Below are 18,494 nucleotides of genomic sequence, written 5' to 3' on the forward strand. Positions count from 1 at the left end.
TGAACCGTGGACAACCTGATTGCGCTGCTCATCGCGGCGCCCCTGCTCGGAGCGGCCGTCCTGCTGTGCGGCGGCCGCCGGCTCGACAAGACCGGGCACTGGCTCGGCACGCTCCTCGCGGCCGTCTCCTTCGTCATCGGTCTCGCCCTCTTCGCCGACATGCTCGGCAAGGGCGCCGAGGACCGGACGATGCACCAGCACCTGTTCTCCTGGATCCCCGTCGAGGGCTTCCAGGCGGACATCGCCTTCCAGCTCGACCAGCTGTCGATGACCTTCGTGCTGCTGATCACCGGCGTGGGCACGCTCATCCACGTCTACTCGATCGGGTACATGGAGCACGACGAGCGGCGCCGCCGCTTCTTCGGCTACCTGAACCTGTTCGTCGCGGCGATGCTGCTGCTGGTCCTCGCCGACAACTACCTGCTGCTGTACTTCGGCTGGGAGGGCGTCGGCCTCGCCTCGTACCTCCTGATCGGCTTCTGGCAGCACAAGCCCAGCGCGGCCACCGCCGCGAAGAAGGCGTTCCTGGTCAACCGGGTCGGCGACATCGGCCTGTCGATCGCGATCATGCTGATGTTCACCACCTTCGGCACCTTCGCCTTCGGCCCCGTGCTCGCCTCGGCGGGCGAGACCTCCGAGGGCAAGCTGACGGCGATCGGCCTCATGCTGCTCCTCGCGGCCTGCGGCAAGTCGGCCCAGGTGCCGCTGCAGTCCTGGCTCGGGGACGCGATGGAGGGCCCGACCCCGGTCTCGGCCCTCATCCACGCGGCCACCATGGTCACCGCCGGCGTGTACCTGATCGTCCGCTCCGCCGACATCTTCAACGCGGCGCCGGACGCCCAGCTCGTCGTCACCATCGTCGGCGCGGTCACGCTGCTCTTCGGTGCGATCGTCGGTTGCGCCAAGGACGACATCAAGAAGGCCCTCGCCGGTTCGACGATGTCGCAGATCGGCTACATGATCCTGGCGGCGGGCCTCGGCCCGATCGGCTACGTCTTCGCGATCATGCACCTGGTGACGCACGGCTTCTTCAAGGCCGGGCTGTTCCTCGGCGCCGGTTCGGTCATGCACGGCATGAACGACGAGGTCGACATGCGGAAGTACGGCGGCCTCCGGAAGTACATGCCGGTCACCTTCGTCACGTTCGGACTCGGCTACCTCGCCATCATCGGCTTCCCCGGCCTGTCCGGCTTCTTCTCCAAGGACAAGATCATCGAGGCGGCCTTCGCCAAGGGCGGCACCGAGGGCTGGATCCTCGGCGCGGTGACCCTGCTCGGTGCCGCCATCACCGCGTACTACATGACCCGTGTGATGCTGATGACCTTCTTCGGCGAGAAGCGCTGGCAGCCGGACGCGGACGGCAACGATCCGCACCCGCACGAGTCGCCGAAGTCCATGGTCATCCCCATGGTCCTGCTGGCCGTCGGTTCGGTCGGCGCGGGCGCCTTCTTCGAGTTCGCCGGCTTCGTCGAGTGGCTGGAGCCGGTCACCGGCTACGCGCACGGCCACCCGCCGATCAGCGCCGCCACCGTCACCGCCGCCACCGTGGCCGTCATGGTGATCGGCGTCGGCCTGGCGTACCTCCAGTACGGCCGCAGGCCCGTCCCGGTGGTCGCCCCGCGCGGCTCGCTGCTCACCCGGGCGGCCCGCCGCGACCTGCTGCAGGACGACTTCAACCACGCCGTCTTCGTCACCGGCGGCACCCATCTGACCCGCTCGCTGGTCTACGTCGACCACACGCTCGTGGACGGCGTGGTCAACGGCACGGCGGCCGGCGTCGGCGGGCTCTCCGGCCGGCTGCGCAAGCTCCAGAACGGCCACGTCCGCTCGTACGCGGTCTCCATGTTCGGCGGTACGGCGATCCTCATCGCCGCGACCCTGCTGATGAGGGCGGTGTAACTCTCATGTCCTTCCCGCTCCTTACGGCGACGGCAGCGGTGCCGGCGGTCGGTGCGATCCTGACCGCCGCCGTGCCCGCCGCCCGCCGTACCGCCGCCAAATGGCTGGCGCTGACCGTCTCGCTGGTCACGCTGGTGCTGGCCGGGGTCGTCTTCGCCCGGTTCGAACCGGGCGGCGACCGCTACCAGATGGTCGAGTCCCACTCCTGGATCAAGGACTTCGGCGTCCGGTACGAACTGGGCGTCGACGGCATCGGGGTGGCGCTGATCGCGCTCACCGCGCTGCTCATCCCCTTCATCGTCCTGGCCGGCTGGCACGACGCCGACCCCCTGGAGACGCAGTCGAAGCGGTGGCGGCCGACGCAGGGCTTCTTCGCCCTGATCCTGATGGTCGAGGCGATGGTGATCCTCTCCTTCGAGGCCACCGACGTCTTCCTCTTCTACATCCTCTTCGAAGCCATGCTCATCCCGATGTACTTCCTCATCGGCGGCTTCGGCGACCGGGCGCACGGCGGCACCGACGAGAACGCGGCGGCGCAGCGCTCGTACGCGGCGGTCAAGTTCCTGCTCTACAACCTGGTCGGCGGCCTCATCATGCTGGCCGCGGTCATCGGGCTCTACGTGGTCGCGGGGAACTTCTCGCTCACGGAGATCGCCGAGGCGCGGGCGAACGGCTCGCTGGAGATGGCGACCACCACCGAGCGGCTGCTCTTCCTCGGCTTCTTCTTCGCCTTCGCGGTGAAGGCGCCGCTGTGGCCGCTGCACACCTGGCTGCCCAACGCGATGGGGGAGGCGACCGCCCCGGTCGCCGTCCTCATCACCGCGGTGGTCGACAAGGTCGGCACCTTCGCGATGCTCCGCTTCTGCCTCGGGCTCTTCCCTGAGGCGTCGAAGTGGGCCACGCCCGTGATCGTCGTCCTCGCCCTGGTCAGCATCGTGTACGGGGCGCTGCTCGCGGTCGGCCAGCGGGACATCAAGCGCCTGGTGGCGTACGCGTCGATCTCCCACTTCGGCTTCATCATCCTGGGCATCTTCGCGATGACCAGCCAGGGCCAGTCGGGCGCCACGCTCTACATGGTCAACCACGGCATCTCCACCGCCGCGCTGATGCTGGTCGCCGGCTTCCTGATCTCCCGGCGCGGCTCGCGGCTCATCGCCGACTACGGCGGTGTGCAGAAGGTCGCCCCGGTCCTGGCCGGCACCTTCCTGATCGGCGGTCTCGCGACCCTGTCGCTGCCCGGACTCGCCCCGTTCGTCAGCGAGTTCCTGGTCCTGGTGGGCACCTTCGCCCGCTACCCGGTGGCCGGGATCATCGCCACCACCGGCATCGTCCTCGCCGCGCTGTACGTCCTCGTCCTCTACCAGCGGACGATGACGGGCCCGGTGAAGGAGGAGGTGCGCGCGATGCCGGACCTGCGGCCGCGCGAGCTGGCGGTGGTCGCCCCGCTCATCGCCGTCCTGCTCTTCCTCGGCGTCTTCCCGAAGCCGCTGACGGACGTCGTGAACCCGGCGGTCCGGCACACGATGTCGGACGTGCAGCGGACGGACCCCCAGCCCGAAGTTCCCGTCCAGAACGTGGAGGCGGCCAAGTGAACGCCCTCGCTGTCCACAGCCTGTGGACGACGGCTGCCGAGCCGCTGAACAAGATCCCGGCACCGAAGATCGAGTACACCCAGCTCGCCCCGGTGCTGATCGTGGTCGGCGCGGCCGTCCTCGGTGTCCTCGTCGAGGCATTCGTGCCCCGCAGGGGCCGCTACCTCAGCCAGGTCTTCCTGTCGGTGCTCGCCCTCGCGGCCGCGTTCGCCGCCGTCGTCGGCCTCGCGGCCGGAGGCTACGGCACCACCAAGGCCCGCATCGCGGCCATGGGCGCCATCGCGGTCGACGGCCCGGCCCTGTTCCTCCAGGGCACGATCCTGCTCGCCTCGATCGTCGCCGTCTTCACCTTCGCCGAGCGCAGGCTCGACCCGGCCGACCACGGCCACAAGGTCGACTCCTTCGCCGCCGAGGCCGCCGCCGTCCCCGGCAGCGACCACGAGAAGGCGGCCGTCAAGGCCGGCTTCACCACCACCGAGGTCTTCCCGCTCGCGCTCTTCGCGATCGCCGGCATGCTGGTCTTCCCGGCCGCCAACGACCTCCTGACCCTCTTCATCGCGCTGGAGGTCTTCTCCCTCCCGCTCTACCTGCTGTGCGCCGTCGCCCGCCGCAAGCGGCTGATGTCGCAGGAGGCGGCCGTCAAGTACTTCCTGCTCGGCGCCTTCTCCTCGGCCTTCCTGCTCTTCGGGATCGCCCTGCTCTACGGCTACGCGGGCTCCGTCTCGTACGCCGCCATCGCCGACGTCGTCGACGGCGCGGTCGCCTCCGTGAACCCGGCGCTCGCCGAGACGATGGGCAACGACGTGCTGCTGCTCATCGGCTTCGCGCTGGTCCTCATGGGCCTGCTCTTCAAGGTCGGCGCCGTCCCGTTCCACATGTGGACCCCGGACGTCTACCAGGGCGCCCCGACCCCGGTGACCGGCTTCATGGCCGCCGCCACCAAGGTCGCCGCCTTCGGCGCGCTGCTCCGCCTGCTGTACGTGGTGCTGCCCGGGCTCACCTGGGACTGGCGGCCGGTCATGTGGGGCGTCGCGATCGTCACGATGCTCGGCGGCGCGGTCGTCGCCATCACCCAGACCGACATCAAGCGGCTGCTCGCCTACTCGTCGATCGCGCACGCGGGCTTCCTGCTCGCGGGTGTCATCGCGGCGACGCCGAGCGGCATCTCGTCGGTCCTGTTCTACCTGGGCGCCTACTCCTTCGTGACGATCGGCGCGTTCGCCGTCGTCACGCTGGTGCGGGACGCGGGCGGCGAGGCCACCCACCTGTCCAAGTGGGCCGGGCTCGGCCGACGTTCGCCGCTGGTCGCCGCGGTCTTCGCGGTCTTCCTGCTGGCCTTCGCCGGCATCCCGCTGACCTCCGGCTTCTCCGGCAAGTTCGCGGTCTTCAAGGCGGCGGCGGAGGGCGGCGCGGGCGCGCTCGTGGTGGTCGGCGTCATCGCCTCGGCGGTGGCGGCGTTCTTCTACATCCGGGTGATCGTGCTGATGTTCTTCAGCGAGCCGAAGGCGGACGGCCCCACGGTCGCCGTGCCCTCGGTCCTGACGACGCTCACCATCACGGCGGGCGTGGTCGTCACCCTGGTCCTCGGCCTCGCGCCGCAGTACTTCCTGGACCTGGCGAGCCAGGCGGGCGTCTTCGTCCGCTGACTCGCTCGGACCGCTCGGACCGCTGACAGGAAGGGCCCGGCTCGGGGGCGAGCCGGGCCCTTCCGCGTGCCTACGCCGTGGGCGCGTCCTCCGGGCAGACGCAGTGCACCCGCGGGTTGTACGGGGTGAAGAGGCCGGCCGGGTTCTTCTTGTAGATCCAGGCGTGCAGCGTGTAGACGTCGCCGACGCCCGGGATCACCGCGGGCCCGTCGAAGGTCCGGCCGAAGATCGTCGGGGCCGGCTGACCGGTGTTCGGGATCACCCACTCGACGGCGACCAGCTCGCGCTTCCCGGTCTCGTGGTTCTTCGCGTACAGCACGGCCGCCGGGCGCGCGGGGTCGTTCGACCCGACGTTGGCCGGGTTGACGTAGTGGTACCCCATGCCGCCGAGCTTCTCGGGGCTGGTGTCCTCGACGCACACGTCCGTGCGCAGGTAGCCGTCGGCGATCGCCTTCTGCTCGTCCTTGTACTTCTTGGTGGCCTCGTACGTCTTCGCCAGGTCCGGATGGGGCCACCCGTGGTCGCCGCCGGCGACCGGGGCGACGGGCGCCGCCGCGACGGCCGGGGCGGCGGCGCCCAGGGCCAGCGCGACGGAGGCGGCCAGCGCGCACGCGGCCATGACGGGACGGGGTCGTGCGGACATCGGGATGTACTCCTCGCATGAGGGAAGCGCCCATCAGGCGCCGGTTCGGGGGCGTCTCCTCCCCAGAGCCGCCGTGAGGAGCATCGAACGCCCCCTTCCCGCCCGCACCCGGGACTGGCCCAGAGGGGTGGCTACGCGCGGTGACGCCCGGGCCTCCTGACAGGGCCCGGACGGCGTGGGATCGTGGACCGGGAATGGTCTGTACCAGTCGGGGAGGGGTGGATGCGCGGGACCACGGTCCTACCCGGGACGCCGTGCCGCGAGCCGCGGGGCGGGGAGCCGCCGGTGCACCGGCTCGAAGTGCGGCTGCCCGAGCAAGTGCCGTTCGCCGCCGGTGGGTTCGATGCGATGGGCCCGATGTCCCGGGCCGACTTTCCGCACCGGCACACCTTCTACGAGATCGTGCACGTCGTCGAGGGGACGGGCGCGCACGTGCTCGACACCGAGCGGTACGCCGTACGGCCGCCGCAGCTCGGGGTGATCCTCCCCGGCCAGGTCCACCGGTGGGAGGGGGTGCGCGGCCTCCAGGGGTCGCTGGTGCTGTTCACGCCCGAGTTCCTGGTCGGCGGAGCGGGCGACGAGGAGCTGCTGCGGCGGCTCGGGGAGCGGCCGTGGGTGGACCTCGACCCGGCGGCGCACGCCCGGACCTCGCTGCTCATGGGCGAGCTGGCCGACGAGTACCGGCGCGGGGACGACGGCTTCGCCGGGGTGCTGCGGTCGCTGCTGCACGTGCTGCTCGTGCGGGCCGCCCGGATGCCCGGCGGGCGGGCCGGGGCGCCGCAGCGGGGGCTCGCCGGGGACTTCCTGGGGCTCGCCGACCGGGCCGCCGCCGAGGGGCTCTCCGTACGGGAGTGCGCCGGGCGGCTCGGGGTGTCGGCCGGGTACCTGAACGAGGCCGTGCGCGCGGCCACCGGCCGGACGCCCGCCGCGCTGCTGCGGGAGGCACGGGTGCGGGAGGCCCAACGGCTGCTCGTGGCCACCACGTTGTCGGTGCGCCAGGTCGCCGCACGGGTGGGGTTCGGGGACCCCGCGTACTTCTGCCGCTTCTTCCGGCGTGAGGTGGGGTGCACTCCCGGGGGCTTCCGAAAACACCACGACCGGCCCGCTCCGTCCATCGAAGGCGACGGCCCGGGCTCGTAGGTTCGTGCCGATCCCAGCCCCCACCTGAGGAGCCAGGCACATGGACAGCGAGACCAGCACCGGGCACGTCACCCGCAAGACCGTGCTGCGGGCCGCGCTCGCGGCCGGCATGGCCGCGCCCGCCGTGCTCATGGGCGTCCCCGCCCTCGCCCGCACCCTGACCGACGGCGGAACGCCGCTCGACCTCACGCCGGAGTGCGACGACGGCGACGACCTCACCCTCCCGCAGACGGAGGGCCCCTACTTCAAGCCCAACTCGCCGCTGCGCACCAGCATGCCGGACGGCCCCGGGACCCGGCTGACCGTCAGCGGCTACGTGTTCGGGCGGGCCTGCCGACCGGTGCCGGGGGTGCTGCTGGACTTCTGGCAGGCGGACGCCAACGGGGCCTACGACAACACGGGGTTCAGGTTCCGCGGGCACCAGTTCACCGGCGCCGACGGGTCGTTCAGGCTGACCACGATCGTCCCGGGGCTCTACCCGGGCCGCACCCGTCACCTCCACGTGAAGGTGCAGGCGCCGGGGCGGCCGATCCTCACGACCCAGCTGTACTTCCCGAACGAGCCCCGGAACAACACCGACACGATCTTCGATCCGCGGCTGCTGATGACCGTGCGGGACGCGGGCGGCGGGCGAGAGGCGGCCTTCGACTTCGTCATCGACGTGCCGCAGGACCCCGGGCCGACGCCCACCGCCACGGCGACCACCGCCCCGCCCGGCGGCACCTGGACCGCCGGACGGTCGTACACGGCGGGGGACCGGGTCACCTACGGCGGCCTGGGCTACGTGTGTCTGCAGGCGCACACCGCCCAGGCCGGCTGGGAGCCCCCGAACGTCCCCGCCCTCTGGCGGGTGGGCTAGGCCGCGGGGACGATCCGGCCCCGGACCTCGCCCAGGCCCACCCTGGTGCCGTCGGGGCCCGGGGCCCACGCGGTGAGGACGACCTCGTCGCCGTCCTCCAGGAACGTCCGCTTGCCCCCGGCCAGTTCGATCGCGTCCCGGCCGTTCCAGGTCAGCTCCAGGAGCGAGCCGCGCTGGCCGACCTCGGGGCCGGAGACCGTACCGGAGCCGTAGAGGTCACCGGTGCGCAGGGAGGCGCCGTTCACCGTCATGTGGGCGAGCTGCTGCGCGGCCGTCCAGTACATGGTGGAGAACGGCGGCTCCGCCACCACCTCCCCGTTGATCTCCACCGAGATCCGCACGTCGAAGCCGCCCGGCTCCTCCTCCGCCGCGTCGTCCAGGTAGGGGAGGAGCGGGAAGTCCCGGGCCGGCGGCGCGGTGCGGGCCGCGTCCAGCGCCTCCAGCGGCGTCACCCACGCCGACACCGAGGTCTGGAAGGACTTGCCGAGGAACGGGCCCAACGGCACGTACTCCCACGCCTGCACGTCCCGCGCCGACCAGTCGTTCAGCAGCGTCAGACCGAAGACGTGGTCCCGGAAGGCGCCGAGCGGCACCGGGCGGCCCAGCTCCGACGGGGTGCCGACCAGGAAGCCGACCTCCGCCTCGATGTCCAGCTTCACCGACGGCCCGAAGACCGGCGCCGCGTCGGCCGGCGTCTTCCGCTGGCCCGAGGGGCGCACCACGTCGGTGCCGGAGACCACGACCGTGCCCGCCCGGCCGTGGTAACCGATCGGCAGGTGCTTCCAGTTGGGCGTCAGCGGCTCGCCGTCCGGGCGGAACATGCGGCCCACGTTGGTGGCGTGGTGCTCGCTCGCGTAGAAGTCCACGTAGTCCGCGACCGTGTACGGCAGGTGCAGCGTCACCGCGTCCAGCGGGTGCAGCAGCGGCTCGATCTCGGGGCGGTGCGCCGGGACCGTCACCCAGGCCGTCAGCGCGCGCCGGACGTCCCGCCAGGCGGTCCGCCCGGCGGCCAGCAGCGCGTCGAGGCTCGGCTGCGCGAGGAGGGAGGCGTACGGGGAGCCGAGCGCGTGCGCCGCGGCCCCCGCGTCCAGCACGTACCCGCCGATCCGGACGCCGAGCCGGCGGCGGCCCGGCTCGTCGGCGGTGGTGAAGACGCCGTACGGGAGGTTGTGCGGGCCGAAGGGGTCGCCCTCGGCCAGGTCGAGCGGGCTGTGCTCGGGCATCGGTGCGTGCCTCGCTTTCGATGATGGGTGAGGGACACGTTACGGGGCGGGCCGCCGGGCGAGGATGACATGGATCACAGAGAAACCGGGGCCTAAGAGAGCAACCGCCCGCGTATGCGCGCTTTGTGCCGCCGGGGTCGGCGGATCCCGTCCCGAGCTGGTGAAACGTCCCTGTCGGAAGGCCGTTTCGCGCCATACGATCAAGACGGCGTCGCCCCCGCGTGAAGAGTCCGCGGGCGCGCGTCGCCGCTCTCTTTCTTCCCTGACCAGGAAAAGGTCCCCACGTGAAGATCCGCCGCATTCTCGCGACCGCCGTGGCAGCAGCCGTCACGACGCCGGTCGTGTTCCTCTCCGCCGGCACGGCCGTCGCGGAGACCCCGAAGCCGGCCGCCGACGCCTCGGCCCAGGACGTCCAGGACACCCAGGACGGACCTGACGACGACGACTTCGCCGAGTACGAGAAGCTGATCGAGGCCGTCGCGACGGCCGAGGCGAAGGTCGAGCGCCTCAAGGACGAGCGCCAGGCGCTCGTCGACGACATCCTCGCCCACAACGTCGACCCGGAGATCAAGGCCGAGTACGACGAGGCCAAGCAGGCGTACGACGAGGCCAAGGCCGCCCGGGTGGCCGCCGACACCGCGGTCACCGACGCGCGGGCGGACCTCGACGCGGTCAACGCGGACCCGAACGCCACCGCCGAGGCCAAGGCCACCGCCGAGCAGGCCCTCGCCGCCGCCGAGGAGACGGCCGAGGCGGCCCTCGTCGCCGAGACGGAGGCCAAGACGCGCTTCGACGCGGCCGACACGGCCCGCGACGACGCCCTGGTGGCGATGACCCGTGAGAGCGAGCGTCTCAAGACCGAGATCAAGAAGGCCGAGAAGGAGCTCGCCGACGCCGAGGCGGCCCTGGAGGCGTACGAGGGCGAGGGCACGTCCTGCGTCGAGGACGGCTCCGTCGTCTCCACCCTCACCGGCCCCGAGACGATCACCATCGGTTCCAGCGCCGACTTCTCGCTCACGGTGCGGAACACCTCGGACCGCGACCTCTCCTCGGTCCGCTCGTACCTCTTCGCCGCGCACCTGCCGGAGTCCTGGGAGGACGTCCTCGACGAGGAGAACCCGGACCTCGACCGGTACTTCTCCATCGACTGGAAGTCCGCCGCCAACCCGAAGTGGACCGATCTCGACTTCGAGGACGACCCCATCGAGCTGGGCCGGATCGGCAAGGGCGGCAAGGTCGACGTCACCCTGCGCCTGAGCGTGGCGGACGACGCCCCGGCCGGTGAGGGCATCGCCTTCACCACCAGCGAGTACGAGTACGAGGACGGCGACTGCGCCATCAGCGAGGAGTACGCCGAGGTCGGCTTCGACATCGTCGAGCAGGAGGACGAGGAGCCGGCGCCGTCGGAGGAGCCGACGGACGAGCCCAGCGCGGCGCCGTCGCCGTCGACGTCCACGCCGGCCCCCGCCGCCACCTCGAACACCACCCAGCAGGGCGGTTCCTCGAACACGCCGGTGACCACCGGCGGGCAGCTCGCCGCGACCGGTGCGAACGACACGCTGCCGCGGCTCGGCGCCGCCGCCGGCGCGGCCGTCGTGCTCGGCGCGGGCGCGGTGTTCGTCGCCCGCCGTCGCAAGGCCGACGCCTGAGTGGGCCGTCGCCTGAGCAGGCCGACGTCTGAGTAGCACCGCGATCCCCGTACGGCCCCGGGCTCAGCCCGCCGTGCGGGGGATCCGCTGTTCCCAGGTGCGGTGGAAGACGACCTCGCCGCCCTCCTTGCAGACGACCTCGTCGGAGGTGTGGAAGGCGTCCGCGTCGCAGGTGATCTCCGAGCGGGTGTCGATCGTGACGTCCCAGGCGAGCTCCGGCCGGTGGAGCCGGAGGTGCCACTCCGAGCCCGTGCGGGCGGAGAGCGGGTCGTCCTCGGCGATCGTGTACGTCTCGACGGCGTCCTCGGTGTACTCCAGGCCGTCCGGGTACACGCGCGTGCCGCCGTACTTGGGGTCCACCTGGAGCGTCCACTCGCCCTTGGCGACGTCCCGGAGCACCAGCCGTTCGGGGCGGGACTCGTCCAGGGTGCCGGGGGACGACACGCCGAGCGGCGGGGCCTGCTCGGGCTCCTCGAAGGAGACCGCGTCCTCCGTACGGGCGCGGACCGGGAGGGTGAGGGAGGAGCCGGCCGGGTCGAGGGTGAAGCCGGCCGCGTCGGGCTGCGGCCAGATCCACGGCCAGTACGCGGAGGAGAGCGCGAGCCGCACCCGGTGGCCGGGCGGGAAGGCGTGCCCGATGCCGTTCAGCTCGAAGCGGCAGGTCTCCGGGGTGCCGGGCCGCGCGTCCACGGCCCGGTCGCGGCCGTGGCGGGCGGAGAGGTTGAGCGCGCCGCGGGTCACCAGGGTGGAGGAGCCGTCCGGGGCGACGTCGCAGAGCCGGGCGACGACCTGCCCGGTCGGCGCCCCGGCCGTCAGGCGCACCTCGACCGAGGGCCGGCCCAGGATCTCGATGGGGCCGCCGTCCTGCGGCACCGGGAAGTCGAAGCAGGCCGAGTGGGCGTCCTCGTCGCGCTGGTCGGGCGGCAGGTCGGCGTCGTTGCCGAAGGGGAAGAAGCGGCCCGCGTCGAGGCCGGTCTGCTGCGGCGAGGAGACGACGACGGGCTCGCCGCCGAAGCCGTACGTGACGGGGGTGACGTGCGGGGACGGCCAGGACGGGTCCGCCGCCCAGCGGCCGGGCAGTTCCTCGTAGACGGTGGCCGGCGGGTGGGAGTCGCTGATCCAGGCGCGGAGCAGCGGTTCGGCCATGACGTCGTCGGGCGCGTCCTTGAGGTGGTGGTCCCACCAGCGGAGGGTCTCCTGAAGGAAGCCGATGGCGGGGCCGGGCGGCAGGCCGCGGTCGGGGTACTGGTGCGACCAGGGGCCGATGATGCCGCGGACCCGGTCCCGCGGGAGGTGCTCGACCAGCCGGAGGACGGTGTCGCGGTACGGGTCGTGCCAGCCGCCGACGGCGAGGACGGCAGCGCGGATCGCCTGGTAGTCCTCGCAGACGCTGCCGTGCTTCCAGTAGTCGTCGCGGGTCTGGTGGGAGAGCCAGGTGTGGACGAGGGGTTCGACGGCCTCCAGGCGGCGCAGCCACAGCGCGCGCCACTCCTCGCCCGCGTACCGGGGGTCGGGCGGACGGCAGACGAAGGCGAGCATGGTGGCGGCCCAGGCGTGCATGTCGACGCCGAGGACGGAGCCGCCCATGTAGTGGACGTCGTTGTCGTAGCGGTCGTCGGTGGAGCAGACGGTGACGACCGCCCTGAGCGGCTCGGGGGCGAGGGCGGCGATCTGGAGGCTGTTGCAGCCGCCCCAGGAGATGCCGAACATGCCGACCCTGCCGGTGCACCACTCCTGGTCGGCGAGCCAGTTCACGACGGCGACGCCGTCGGCGAGCTCCACGGCGTCGTACTCGTCGCCGGGCAGGCCCTCGCTGTTGCCGTGGCCGCGGACGTCGACCCGTACGGAGGCGTAGCCGTGGCCCGCGTACCAGGGATGGCGCTGCCAGTCGCGGGGCGCGGTCCAGTCGGTGAGCCGGTAGGGGAGGTACTCCAGGAGCGCGGGGACGGGCTCGTCGGTGACCGGCCGCCACACGCGCGCGTACAGCCGGGTGCCGTCGGGCAGCGGGATGCGGATGTCCTCGTGGCGGGTCTCGTACGGGAAGTCGGTACGGATCTTCGTCATCAGGTCACCTCAATGGACGCGGCGCGCGGAGGACGATCGGGCCGCGTGGACGGCCCGGGAAGGCCCGGGGAGGCCCGGTCGTCCTCCGGGGGCGGCCGCTCCCGGTGTCCTTGCCGATCGCCGCTTGGGACAATTCGTACACTCCATGTCGTATCAGCCGATCACGAACATACCGGGGGCGACGGGAAGGCGCCCACGGTGATCGAAACGTGACCGGATACGCTGGCTTGAGTGAATCCCAGCGACACATCGACAATCCGTGTGACCACGACCACCGTGTGATCACCACCGAAACCATGTGATCGTCGCCATGTGATCGTCAGCAGGCGTCAGCAGACAGGAGACCCCCTCGTGACCGTCGTCGGGCCGTTCGGTCTTAGCGTGCGGGACCAGGCTCTTGAGGCCGATGTCCAGGCCGGGTTGGCGGCCGTCGAGGCCGGCCTCCTCGACGCCACCAAGAGTGATGTCCCCTTCATCACCGAGGCCGCGCAGCACCTGGTGCTCGCCGGCGGCAAGCGGTTCCGGCCGCTGCTCGTGATGCTCGCCGCCCAGTTCGGCGACCCCTACGCGCCCGGCGTCGTGCCCGCGGCCGTCGTCGTGGAGCTCACCCACCTGGCCACGCTCTACCACGACGACGTCATGGACGAGGCCGCCGTCCGCAGGGGCGTGCCCAGCGCCAACAGCCGCTGGGGCAACTCGCTGGCCGTCCTCACGGGTGACTTCCTCTTCGCCCGCGCCTCGCACACCCTCGCGGACCTCGGCCCCGAGGCCGTCCGGATCCAGGCCGAGGCCTTCGAGCGGCTCGTCACCGGCCAGATCCTGGAGACCGCCGGGCCCGTCGACGGCCGCGACCCCGTCGACCACTACCTCGACGTCCTCGGCGGCAAGACCGGCTCCCTCGTCGCCGTCTCCTGCCGCTTCGGCGCCATGATGTCCGGTGCAGACGAGTCCGTCGTCGACATCCTCACCCAGTACGGCGAGCGGCTCGGCGTCGCCTTCCAGCTCGCCGACGACGTCCTCGACATCGCCTCCGAGGGCCACGAGTCCGGCAAGACCCCCGGCACCGACCTCCGCGAGGGCGTCCCCACCCTCCCGGTCCTCCGCCTGCGGGCCGCCGCAGCCGCCCACGGCCGCCCCGAGGACCTGGAACTCGTCGCCCTCGTCGACGGCGACCTCACCGACGACGCCCGGCACGCCGAGGCGCTCCGCCGGCTCCGCGTCCACCCCGCCCTGGAACAGGCCCGCCGGGACACCGTGCGGTACGCCGAGGAGGCCAGGGCCATGCTGGCGCCGCTGCCCGACGGCTACGCGAAGGCGGCCCTCCAGGAGCTGTGCGACGCGGTGGTGCACCGCGCCGGCTGACCCGAGCCGACGAACGTCATCCCCTTCCCTAGGGGATGTCATCCCGGAGGGGTACACGAGGTTGATCCCCGGGGCTGACGATTCCCGGCCCCCGCCCTGGTGAGATGGAGACATCGAGAACAGCAGTCCGCCAGGGCACGGAGGGATCAGAGACCATGGCAGCACAGCGAAAGACGAGCCGGTACGTCGTCCCGGTCGCGGTGGCCGGAATCGCCGCCGCGACCATCGGACTGGTTCCGGCGCTCGCCGCGTCCGGCGACCCGGACCTGCCCGAGATCACCGCCCAGCAGCTCATCGAGAAGATCGCGGCCTCGGACACCCAGACGCTGTCCGGCACCTTCAAGGTCTCCACCGACCTGGGCCTGCCGGCCTTCGACGGACTGCTCGGCGGGATCGCGGGCGGTGCCGCCGGCGGCGAGGGCTCCGCCGACCCGTCCGCGCAGCTCACCAAGCTCGTCTCCGGCACCCACACCCTGAAGATCGCCGCCGACGGCCCCGAGCGGCAGAAGCTCACGCTGCTCGACGGCAAGGAGCAGTACAGCCTCGTCCACAACGGCGACGAGGTGTGGGCGTACGACTCCCGCTCGAACGAGGTCTTCCACGAGAAGGGCGTCGAGGGACCCGGCGAGGCCCCCGAGAAGGGGCTGCCGGCCAGCCCGCAGCAGCTCGCCGACGAGGTCCTGAAGGCCGCCGGGGACACCACCTCCCTCACCGTCGGCGGCACCGCGAAGGTGGCCGGCCGGGACGCGTACCGGCTGGTGATCGAGCCGAAGCAGCAGGGCTCGACCGTCGACTCGGTCACGATCGCGGTCGACGCGGCCACCGGCACCCCGCTGAAGTTCACCCTCGACTCCACGAGCGGCGGCAAGCCGGTCGTCGACGCGGGCTTCACCAAGGTCGACTTCGGGAAGCCGGCGGCCTCCGAGTTCGACTTCACCGTCCCGAAGGGCGCGAAGGTCACCGAGGGCGACGACATCGAGAAGTCGCACGAGGACGCCGGCAAGGACCTGGAGAAGGAGTTGGGGGACCTCGGTCTCGGCGGCGGACTCGGTGGCGGTCTCGGCGGCGACGAGGGCGAGATGAACGTCATCGGCGAGGGCTGGACGGCCATCGCCCGCTTCGACTCCGGCGCGCCCGCCCCGAAGACGGACGAGGCGCCGAAGGAGGTCCAGGGCTTCCTGGACTCGTTCGGCGAGAAGGTCAGCGGGAAGTTCGGCTCCGGCACCGTCTTCAAGACCAAGATCGTCAACGCGCTGATGACGGAGGACGGCACGGTCTACGTCGGCGCCGTGACCCCGCAGGCGCTGGTGGACGCGGCCGACGCGGCCCGGTAGGGCCGGAGGTGGTGGCCCGGGTGGGTCGGGGTCTCTGATCACCGACCCACCCGGGTGGTTCGTGTGCCCTGGGGGCTTACGGGAAGGTCAGCTTGAACCCGTTGATGTAGCCGGTGTCGACGGACGCCTTGTCCTGGACGCGGAGCTTCCAGGTGCCGTTGGCCACCTCGGAGGAGGCGTTCACGGTGTAGGTCTGGCTGATGTTGTCGGCGCTGCCGCCGGAGCGGTTGTGCAGGTTGTAGACCGAGCCGTCGGGGGCGATGAGGTCGACGACCAGGTCACCGATGTAGGTGTGGACGACGTCCACGCCGACGGAGAGGTTGCTGGGCGCGTTGCCCGTGCGGCCGGTGACGTCGACCGAGGAGGTCACCGCGACGCCGTTGTCCGGGATGGAGACGTCGGCGGTGTTCTCGAAGACCGTGCCGGTGGGCGGGGTCGTGGTGGTGCCGGACAGGGTCCACAGCGCGTGGGCGATGGCGTCGCTGTTGCGGTCCAGGGCCGTGTCGTTGATGTTCGCGGTGGTGTCGCAGGAGGAGTGGTAGCAGCGGTCGAAGGCCGTCGCCGTACCGCCCCACTTCGACACCTGGGCGCTGGTCTTGACCCGGCTGGCGCCGGTGAAGAGACCGCCGACGGGTATGCCGACGTTCTTGAAGGAGGCGTGGTCGGAGCGGCCGTCGCCCTCGGTCTCGATCTCGGTCGGGACCCCGATGCCGGCGAAGTAGTTCTTGAAGGTCTGCTCGATCACCGGGTCGTCGTCGTAGACGAAGTACCCCGGGTTCGGCGAGCCGATCATGTCGAAGTTGAGGTAGCCCTTCAGCTTCGCGCGCTCGGTCGTGGGCAGGTTGTTCACGTAGTACTTCGACCCGACCAGGCCCAGCTCCTCCGCGCCCCACCAGCCGAACCGCAGGTGCTTGGTGGGCTGGTAGCCGGTGCGGGCGACGGTGAGCGCGGCCTCCAGGATGGCGGCCGAGCCGGAGCCGTTGTCGTTGATGCCGGGCCCCGAGGACACCGAGTCGAGGTGCGAGCCGGCCATGACGACCTGGTTCGGGTCGCCGCCCGGCCAGTCGGCGATCAGGTTGTAGCCGGTGGTGCCGTTGTACGTGAACTGCTGGACGGTCGTGGTGAAGCCGACCGCGTCCAGCTTCGCCTTCACGAAGTCGATGGACGCCTTGTAGCCGGGCCGGCCGTGCGCGCGGTTGCCGCCGTTGGCGGTGGCGATGGACTGGAGGTCGGCCAGGTGCTGCTTGACGCTGGCGACCGGGATGTCGGGCGCGGCGGTGGCTCCGGCCGGCGCGGCGGTGGCCGGCGCGGCGCCGGCGAGGGCGCCGAGGACGAGCGCCGAGGAACCTGCCAGGGCGGCGATTCTCGCGGAGAGGTTCATGTGGGGGCTCCGGATTCCGAACGGGGATGGGACGGAACGTGCGAGCGCCTCGCGGCGTGGGTGACGCGAGGCGTTGGAGCTGTGCGAGTGGTGCGGGCGACGCGTGAACCGCAGGGGAGTGATGGGGATCCCTGCGGTGGGTGTGCGCGTGCTGAATGCTCAGTGACATGATGATGTCCAGTCAAGACCTGAATCCGGTCAAGGGAGTTCGCTGAGCGAACACCACCCCGTGCGACGCCCCCGGCCGACCCCGTGCGACGCCCCCCACCGACCCCTGTGACCGGCGCTCCGGCCGGTGTTCCGCAGGGGGCGAGGGCCCACAACGGAGCGGCAGGCCGCGCCCTACTGCCAGGTCGCGGTGGTGGGGTCCACGCCGTGGGTGCGGGCGTCCGCGTCGACGGCTCGGTGGAACCAGGTGGCGAGGCCGGGGCGGATGCCGTCGTAGTGGGCGGCGAACTCCGGGTCGGTCGCGAAGCGGCGGCCGAGGCAGACCTGCATCTGCCGGGTGAGCGGGAAGTACGCGGCGCTGAAGACCTCGCGGTGGCGGGCGACGAGCCGGCCCGCCTCCGCGCTGCCGGGCTCGACGCCGGCGTCCATCGCCTCGCCGAGGGCGCGTTCGAGGGCGGTGACGGTCTCGGTGACGGCCTGCCACTCCTCCGGGCCGCGCGCGGCGGAGCGCTCGGCGTACGCCTGCCACTGCGGGGTGTCGCCGTACGCCTCACGGGCCCGCGCGGACCACTCCGGGTCCCAGTCGGGGCCGAAGAGCGCGGCCTGCTGCTCGGCGGTGAGCAGCAGCCCGCGCTCGTGGGCCTCGATCATCCGGTCGAGACCGGTCCCGAGCCGCTGGAGGCGCTCGATCCGCCGGTCGACCTGCGCGCGCTGGGCCCGCAGCGCGCCCGTCACGTCCGTGCCCGCGTCGTCCAGGACGTCCCGGATCCGGTCCAGGCCGAGGCCGAGCTCGCGGTAGACGACGACGCGGTGCAGGCGTTCGAGGTCCGCGCCGGTGTAGAGCCGGTACCCGCCGGCCGTGCGCAGCGACGGCCGCGCGAGCCCGATCTCGTCCCAGTGGTGCAGCGCGCGGACGGTGACGTCCAGCCGCGCCGCGACCTGGCCGACGGTCAGGCCGGGGTCCACGTCGTCAGACATGGGCCCCATTGTCGCCGCCGTGCCCCTTCGGTGGCGTGATCCCGATCGCCGCGAGGTTCCGGGCCTCCTGGCTCGCCGGGTCGAAGGGCTTCGCCGCCGTGAAGACGACCCGCGCGTTCTCCGGCGTGATCACCTCCACGTCCCGGGTGTTCCAGGGCGTGTCCCGGGGCCCGTCGACCGAGTCCGGCCGCAGCGCGCGGCACGCCTCGACGAGGGCGTCGACCTGTCCGAGCACGCCGGAGAAGCTGTAGCTCGTGGCCGGCGGCTCGTCGGGGACGCTCTCCGCCGCGACGAGGAGCACGTCCTGGAACGCCCACCGGCGCAGGTGCACGAGGACGCCGGGGACGGCGAACAGCTCGAAGAAGCCGAGCCCGCGGGTCCAGAAGTCCACGGACTCCGCGAGGTCGGTGGTGGGCACGGAGACGAAGGACGGCATGCCGTAGATCCCGTGGAACGGCTCCGGCGGCACGGCGTCCGGCCCGGGCGTGGGGACGGGGCTCATCTCGAAGGCGTCGTAGTGGTTCTTGTCGCTCATGCGGCCCACCTTTCAGCCTCA

General features: G+C 71.9%; 14 protein-coding genes. 8 read left to right on the forward strand and 6 right to left on the reverse strand.

The window, feature by feature from the left end; genetic code table 11:
- Positions 1 to 6 precede the first annotated feature (6 nt).
- Genes nuoL through nuoN form a run of 3 tightly spaced genes read left to right on the forward strand, consistent with a single transcriptional unit; the run spans position 7 to position 5,137 of the window.
- Positions 7 to 1,899, forward strand: a complete 1,893-nt coding sequence (nuoL, locus tag ABFY03_RS22185; protein WP_319007458.1) for an NADH-quinone oxidoreductase subunit L — start codon at positions 7 to 9, stop codon at positions 1,897 to 1,899.
- A gap of 5 nt (positions 1,900 to 1,904) precedes the next feature.
- Complete coding sequence (locus ABFY03_RS22190; RefSeq protein ID WP_319007459.1) at positions 1,905 to 3,491, forward strand: NADH-quinone oxidoreductase subunit M; 1,587 nt, start codon at positions 1,905 to 1,907, stop codon at positions 3,489 to 3,491.
- Entirely contained in the window at positions 3,488 to 5,137 is a 1,650-nt protein-coding gene (nuoN, locus tag ABFY03_RS22195; protein ID WP_319007460.1) for an NADH-quinone oxidoreductase subunit NuoN, read from the forward strand. The genes ABFY03_RS22190 and nuoN overlap by 4 nt, the downstream gene beginning before the upstream one ends.
- Before the next feature lie 70 nt (positions 5,138 to 5,207).
- Here nuoN and ABFY03_RS22200 read toward each other — a convergent pair whose 3' ends face one another.
- A complete protein-coding gene (locus ABFY03_RS22200) occupies positions 5,208 to 5,780 on the reverse strand; it encodes a hypothetical protein (protein WP_319007461.1) in 573 nt (190 codons plus the stop codon).
- 222 nt (positions 5,781 to 6,002) lie between these two features.
- On the opposite strand from ABFY03_RS22200, the gene ABFY03_RS22205 reads away from it, so the two are divergent.
- Positions 6,003 to 6,920: a helix-turn-helix domain-containing protein gene (locus ABFY03_RS22205; protein ID WP_319007462.1), complete on the forward strand. Its 918-nt coding sequence runs from the start codon at positions 6,003 to 6,005 to the stop codon at positions 6,918 to 6,920.
- 40 nt (positions 6,921 to 6,960) lie between these two features.
- Positions 6,961 to 7,779, forward strand: a complete 819-nt coding sequence (locus ABFY03_RS22210) for a dioxygenase family protein (protein WP_319007463.1) — start codon at positions 6,961 to 6,963, stop codon at positions 7,777 to 7,779.
- Here ABFY03_RS22210 and fahA read toward each other — a convergent pair.
- Positions 7,776 to 9,002 carry a fumarylacetoacetase gene (gene fahA, locus ABFY03_RS22215; protein ID WP_319007464.1) on the reverse strand — a complete coding sequence of 409 codons (1,227 nt, stop codon included), beginning with the start codon at positions 9,000 to 9,002 and terminating at the stop codon, positions 7,776 to 7,778. The genes ABFY03_RS22210 and fahA overlap by 4 nt on opposite strands.
- Positions 9,003 to 9,286: 284 nt before the next feature.
- On the opposite strand from fahA, the gene ABFY03_RS22220 reads away from it, so the two are divergent.
- Positions 9,287 to 10,651, forward strand: coding sequence for a COG1361 family protein (locus ABFY03_RS22220; protein WP_319007465.1), 1,365 nt, complete (start codon positions 9,287 to 9,289; stop codon positions 10,649 to 10,651).
- A gap of 63 nt (positions 10,652 to 10,714) precedes the next feature.
- Here ABFY03_RS22220 and ABFY03_RS22225 read toward each other — a convergent pair whose 3' ends face one another.
- Complete coding sequence (locus ABFY03_RS22225; RefSeq protein ID WP_346170698.1) at positions 10,715 to 12,715, reverse strand: CocE/NonD family hydrolase; 2,001 nt, start codon at positions 12,713 to 12,715, stop codon at positions 10,715 to 10,717.
- A 351-nt stretch (positions 12,716 to 13,066) separates the two neighbouring features.
- On the opposite strand from ABFY03_RS22225, the gene ABFY03_RS22230 reads away from it, so the two are divergent.
- Complete coding sequence (locus tag ABFY03_RS22230; protein ID WP_346170699.1) at positions 13,067 to 14,077, forward strand: polyprenyl synthetase family protein; 1,011 nt, start codon at positions 13,067 to 13,069, stop codon at positions 14,075 to 14,077.
- A 155-nt stretch (positions 14,078 to 14,232) separates the two neighbouring features.
- Entirely contained in the window at positions 14,233 to 15,411 is a 1,179-nt protein-coding gene (locus tag ABFY03_RS22235) for a LolA family protein (RefSeq protein WP_346170700.1), read from the forward strand.
- A gap of 76 nt (positions 15,412 to 15,487) precedes the next feature.
- On the opposite strand, the gene ABFY03_RS22240 is transcribed toward ABFY03_RS22235, so the two are convergent.
- From ABFY03_RS22240 to ABFY03_RS22250, 3 genes are all read right to left on the reverse strand, one after another.
- A complete protein-coding gene (locus ABFY03_RS22240; RefSeq protein WP_346170701.1) occupies positions 15,488 to 16,792 on the reverse strand; it encodes a M28 family metallopeptidase in 1,305 nt (434 codons plus the stop codon).
- Positions 16,793 to 17,134: 342 nt separating this feature from the next.
- Entirely contained in the window at positions 17,135 to 17,938 is an 804-nt protein-coding gene (locus ABFY03_RS22245; RefSeq protein ID WP_346170702.1) for a MerR family transcriptional regulator, read from the reverse strand.
- Positions 17,931 to 18,473, reverse strand: a complete 543-nt coding sequence (locus tag ABFY03_RS22250) for a VOC family protein (RefSeq protein ID WP_319010277.1) — start codon at positions 18,471 to 18,473, stop codon at positions 17,931 to 17,933. Before ABFY03_RS22250 ends, ABFY03_RS22245 begins: the two co-directional genes overlap by 8 nt.
- Positions 18,474 to 18,494 lie beyond the last annotated feature (21 nt).

The organism is Streptomyces roseofulvus, assembly GCF_039534915.1.
GTDB lineage: Bacteria > Actinomycetota > Actinomycetes > Streptomycetales > Streptomycetaceae > Streptomyces > Streptomyces roseofulvus.

Coding starts and splice junctions, on each gene's coding strand:
- ABFY03_RS22210 (WP_319007463.1), top strand. CDS start 6,961: ATGGACAGCGAGACCAGCACCGGGCACGTCACCCGCAAGACCGTGCTG.
- ABFY03_RS22240 (WP_346170701.1), bottom strand. CDS start 16,792: ATGAACCTCTCCGCGAGAATCGCCGCCCTGGCAGGTTCCTCGGCGCTC.
- ABFY03_RS22250 (WP_319010277.1), bottom strand. CDS start 18,473: ATGAGCGACAAGAACCACTACGACGCCTTCGAGATGAGCCCCGTCCCC.
- ABFY03_RS22190 (WP_319007459.1), top strand. CDS start 1,905: ATGTCCTTCCCGCTCCTTACGGCGACGGCAGCGGTGCCGGCGGTCGGT.
- ABFY03_RS22245 (WP_346170702.1), bottom strand. CDS start 17,938: ATGTCTGACGACGTGGACCCCGGCCTGACCGTCGGCCAGGTCGCGGCG.
- ABFY03_RS22225 (WP_346170698.1), bottom strand. CDS start 12,715: ATGACGAAGATCCGTACCGACTTCCCGTACGAGACCCGCCACGAGGAC.
- ABFY03_RS22235 (WP_346170700.1), top strand. CDS start 14,233: ATGGCAGCACAGCGAAAGACGAGCCGGTACGTCGTCCCGGTCGCGGTG.
- fahA (WP_319007464.1), bottom strand. CDS start 9,002: ATGCCCGAGCACAGCCCGCTCGACCTGGCCGAGGGCGACCCCTTCGGC.
- ABFY03_RS22205 (WP_319007462.1), top strand. CDS start 6,003: ATGCGCGGGACCACGGTCCTACCCGGGACGCCGTGCCGCGAGCCGCGG.
- ABFY03_RS22200 (WP_319007461.1), bottom strand. CDS start 5,780: ATGTCCGCACGACCCCGTCCCGTCATGGCCGCGTGCGCGCTGGCCGCC.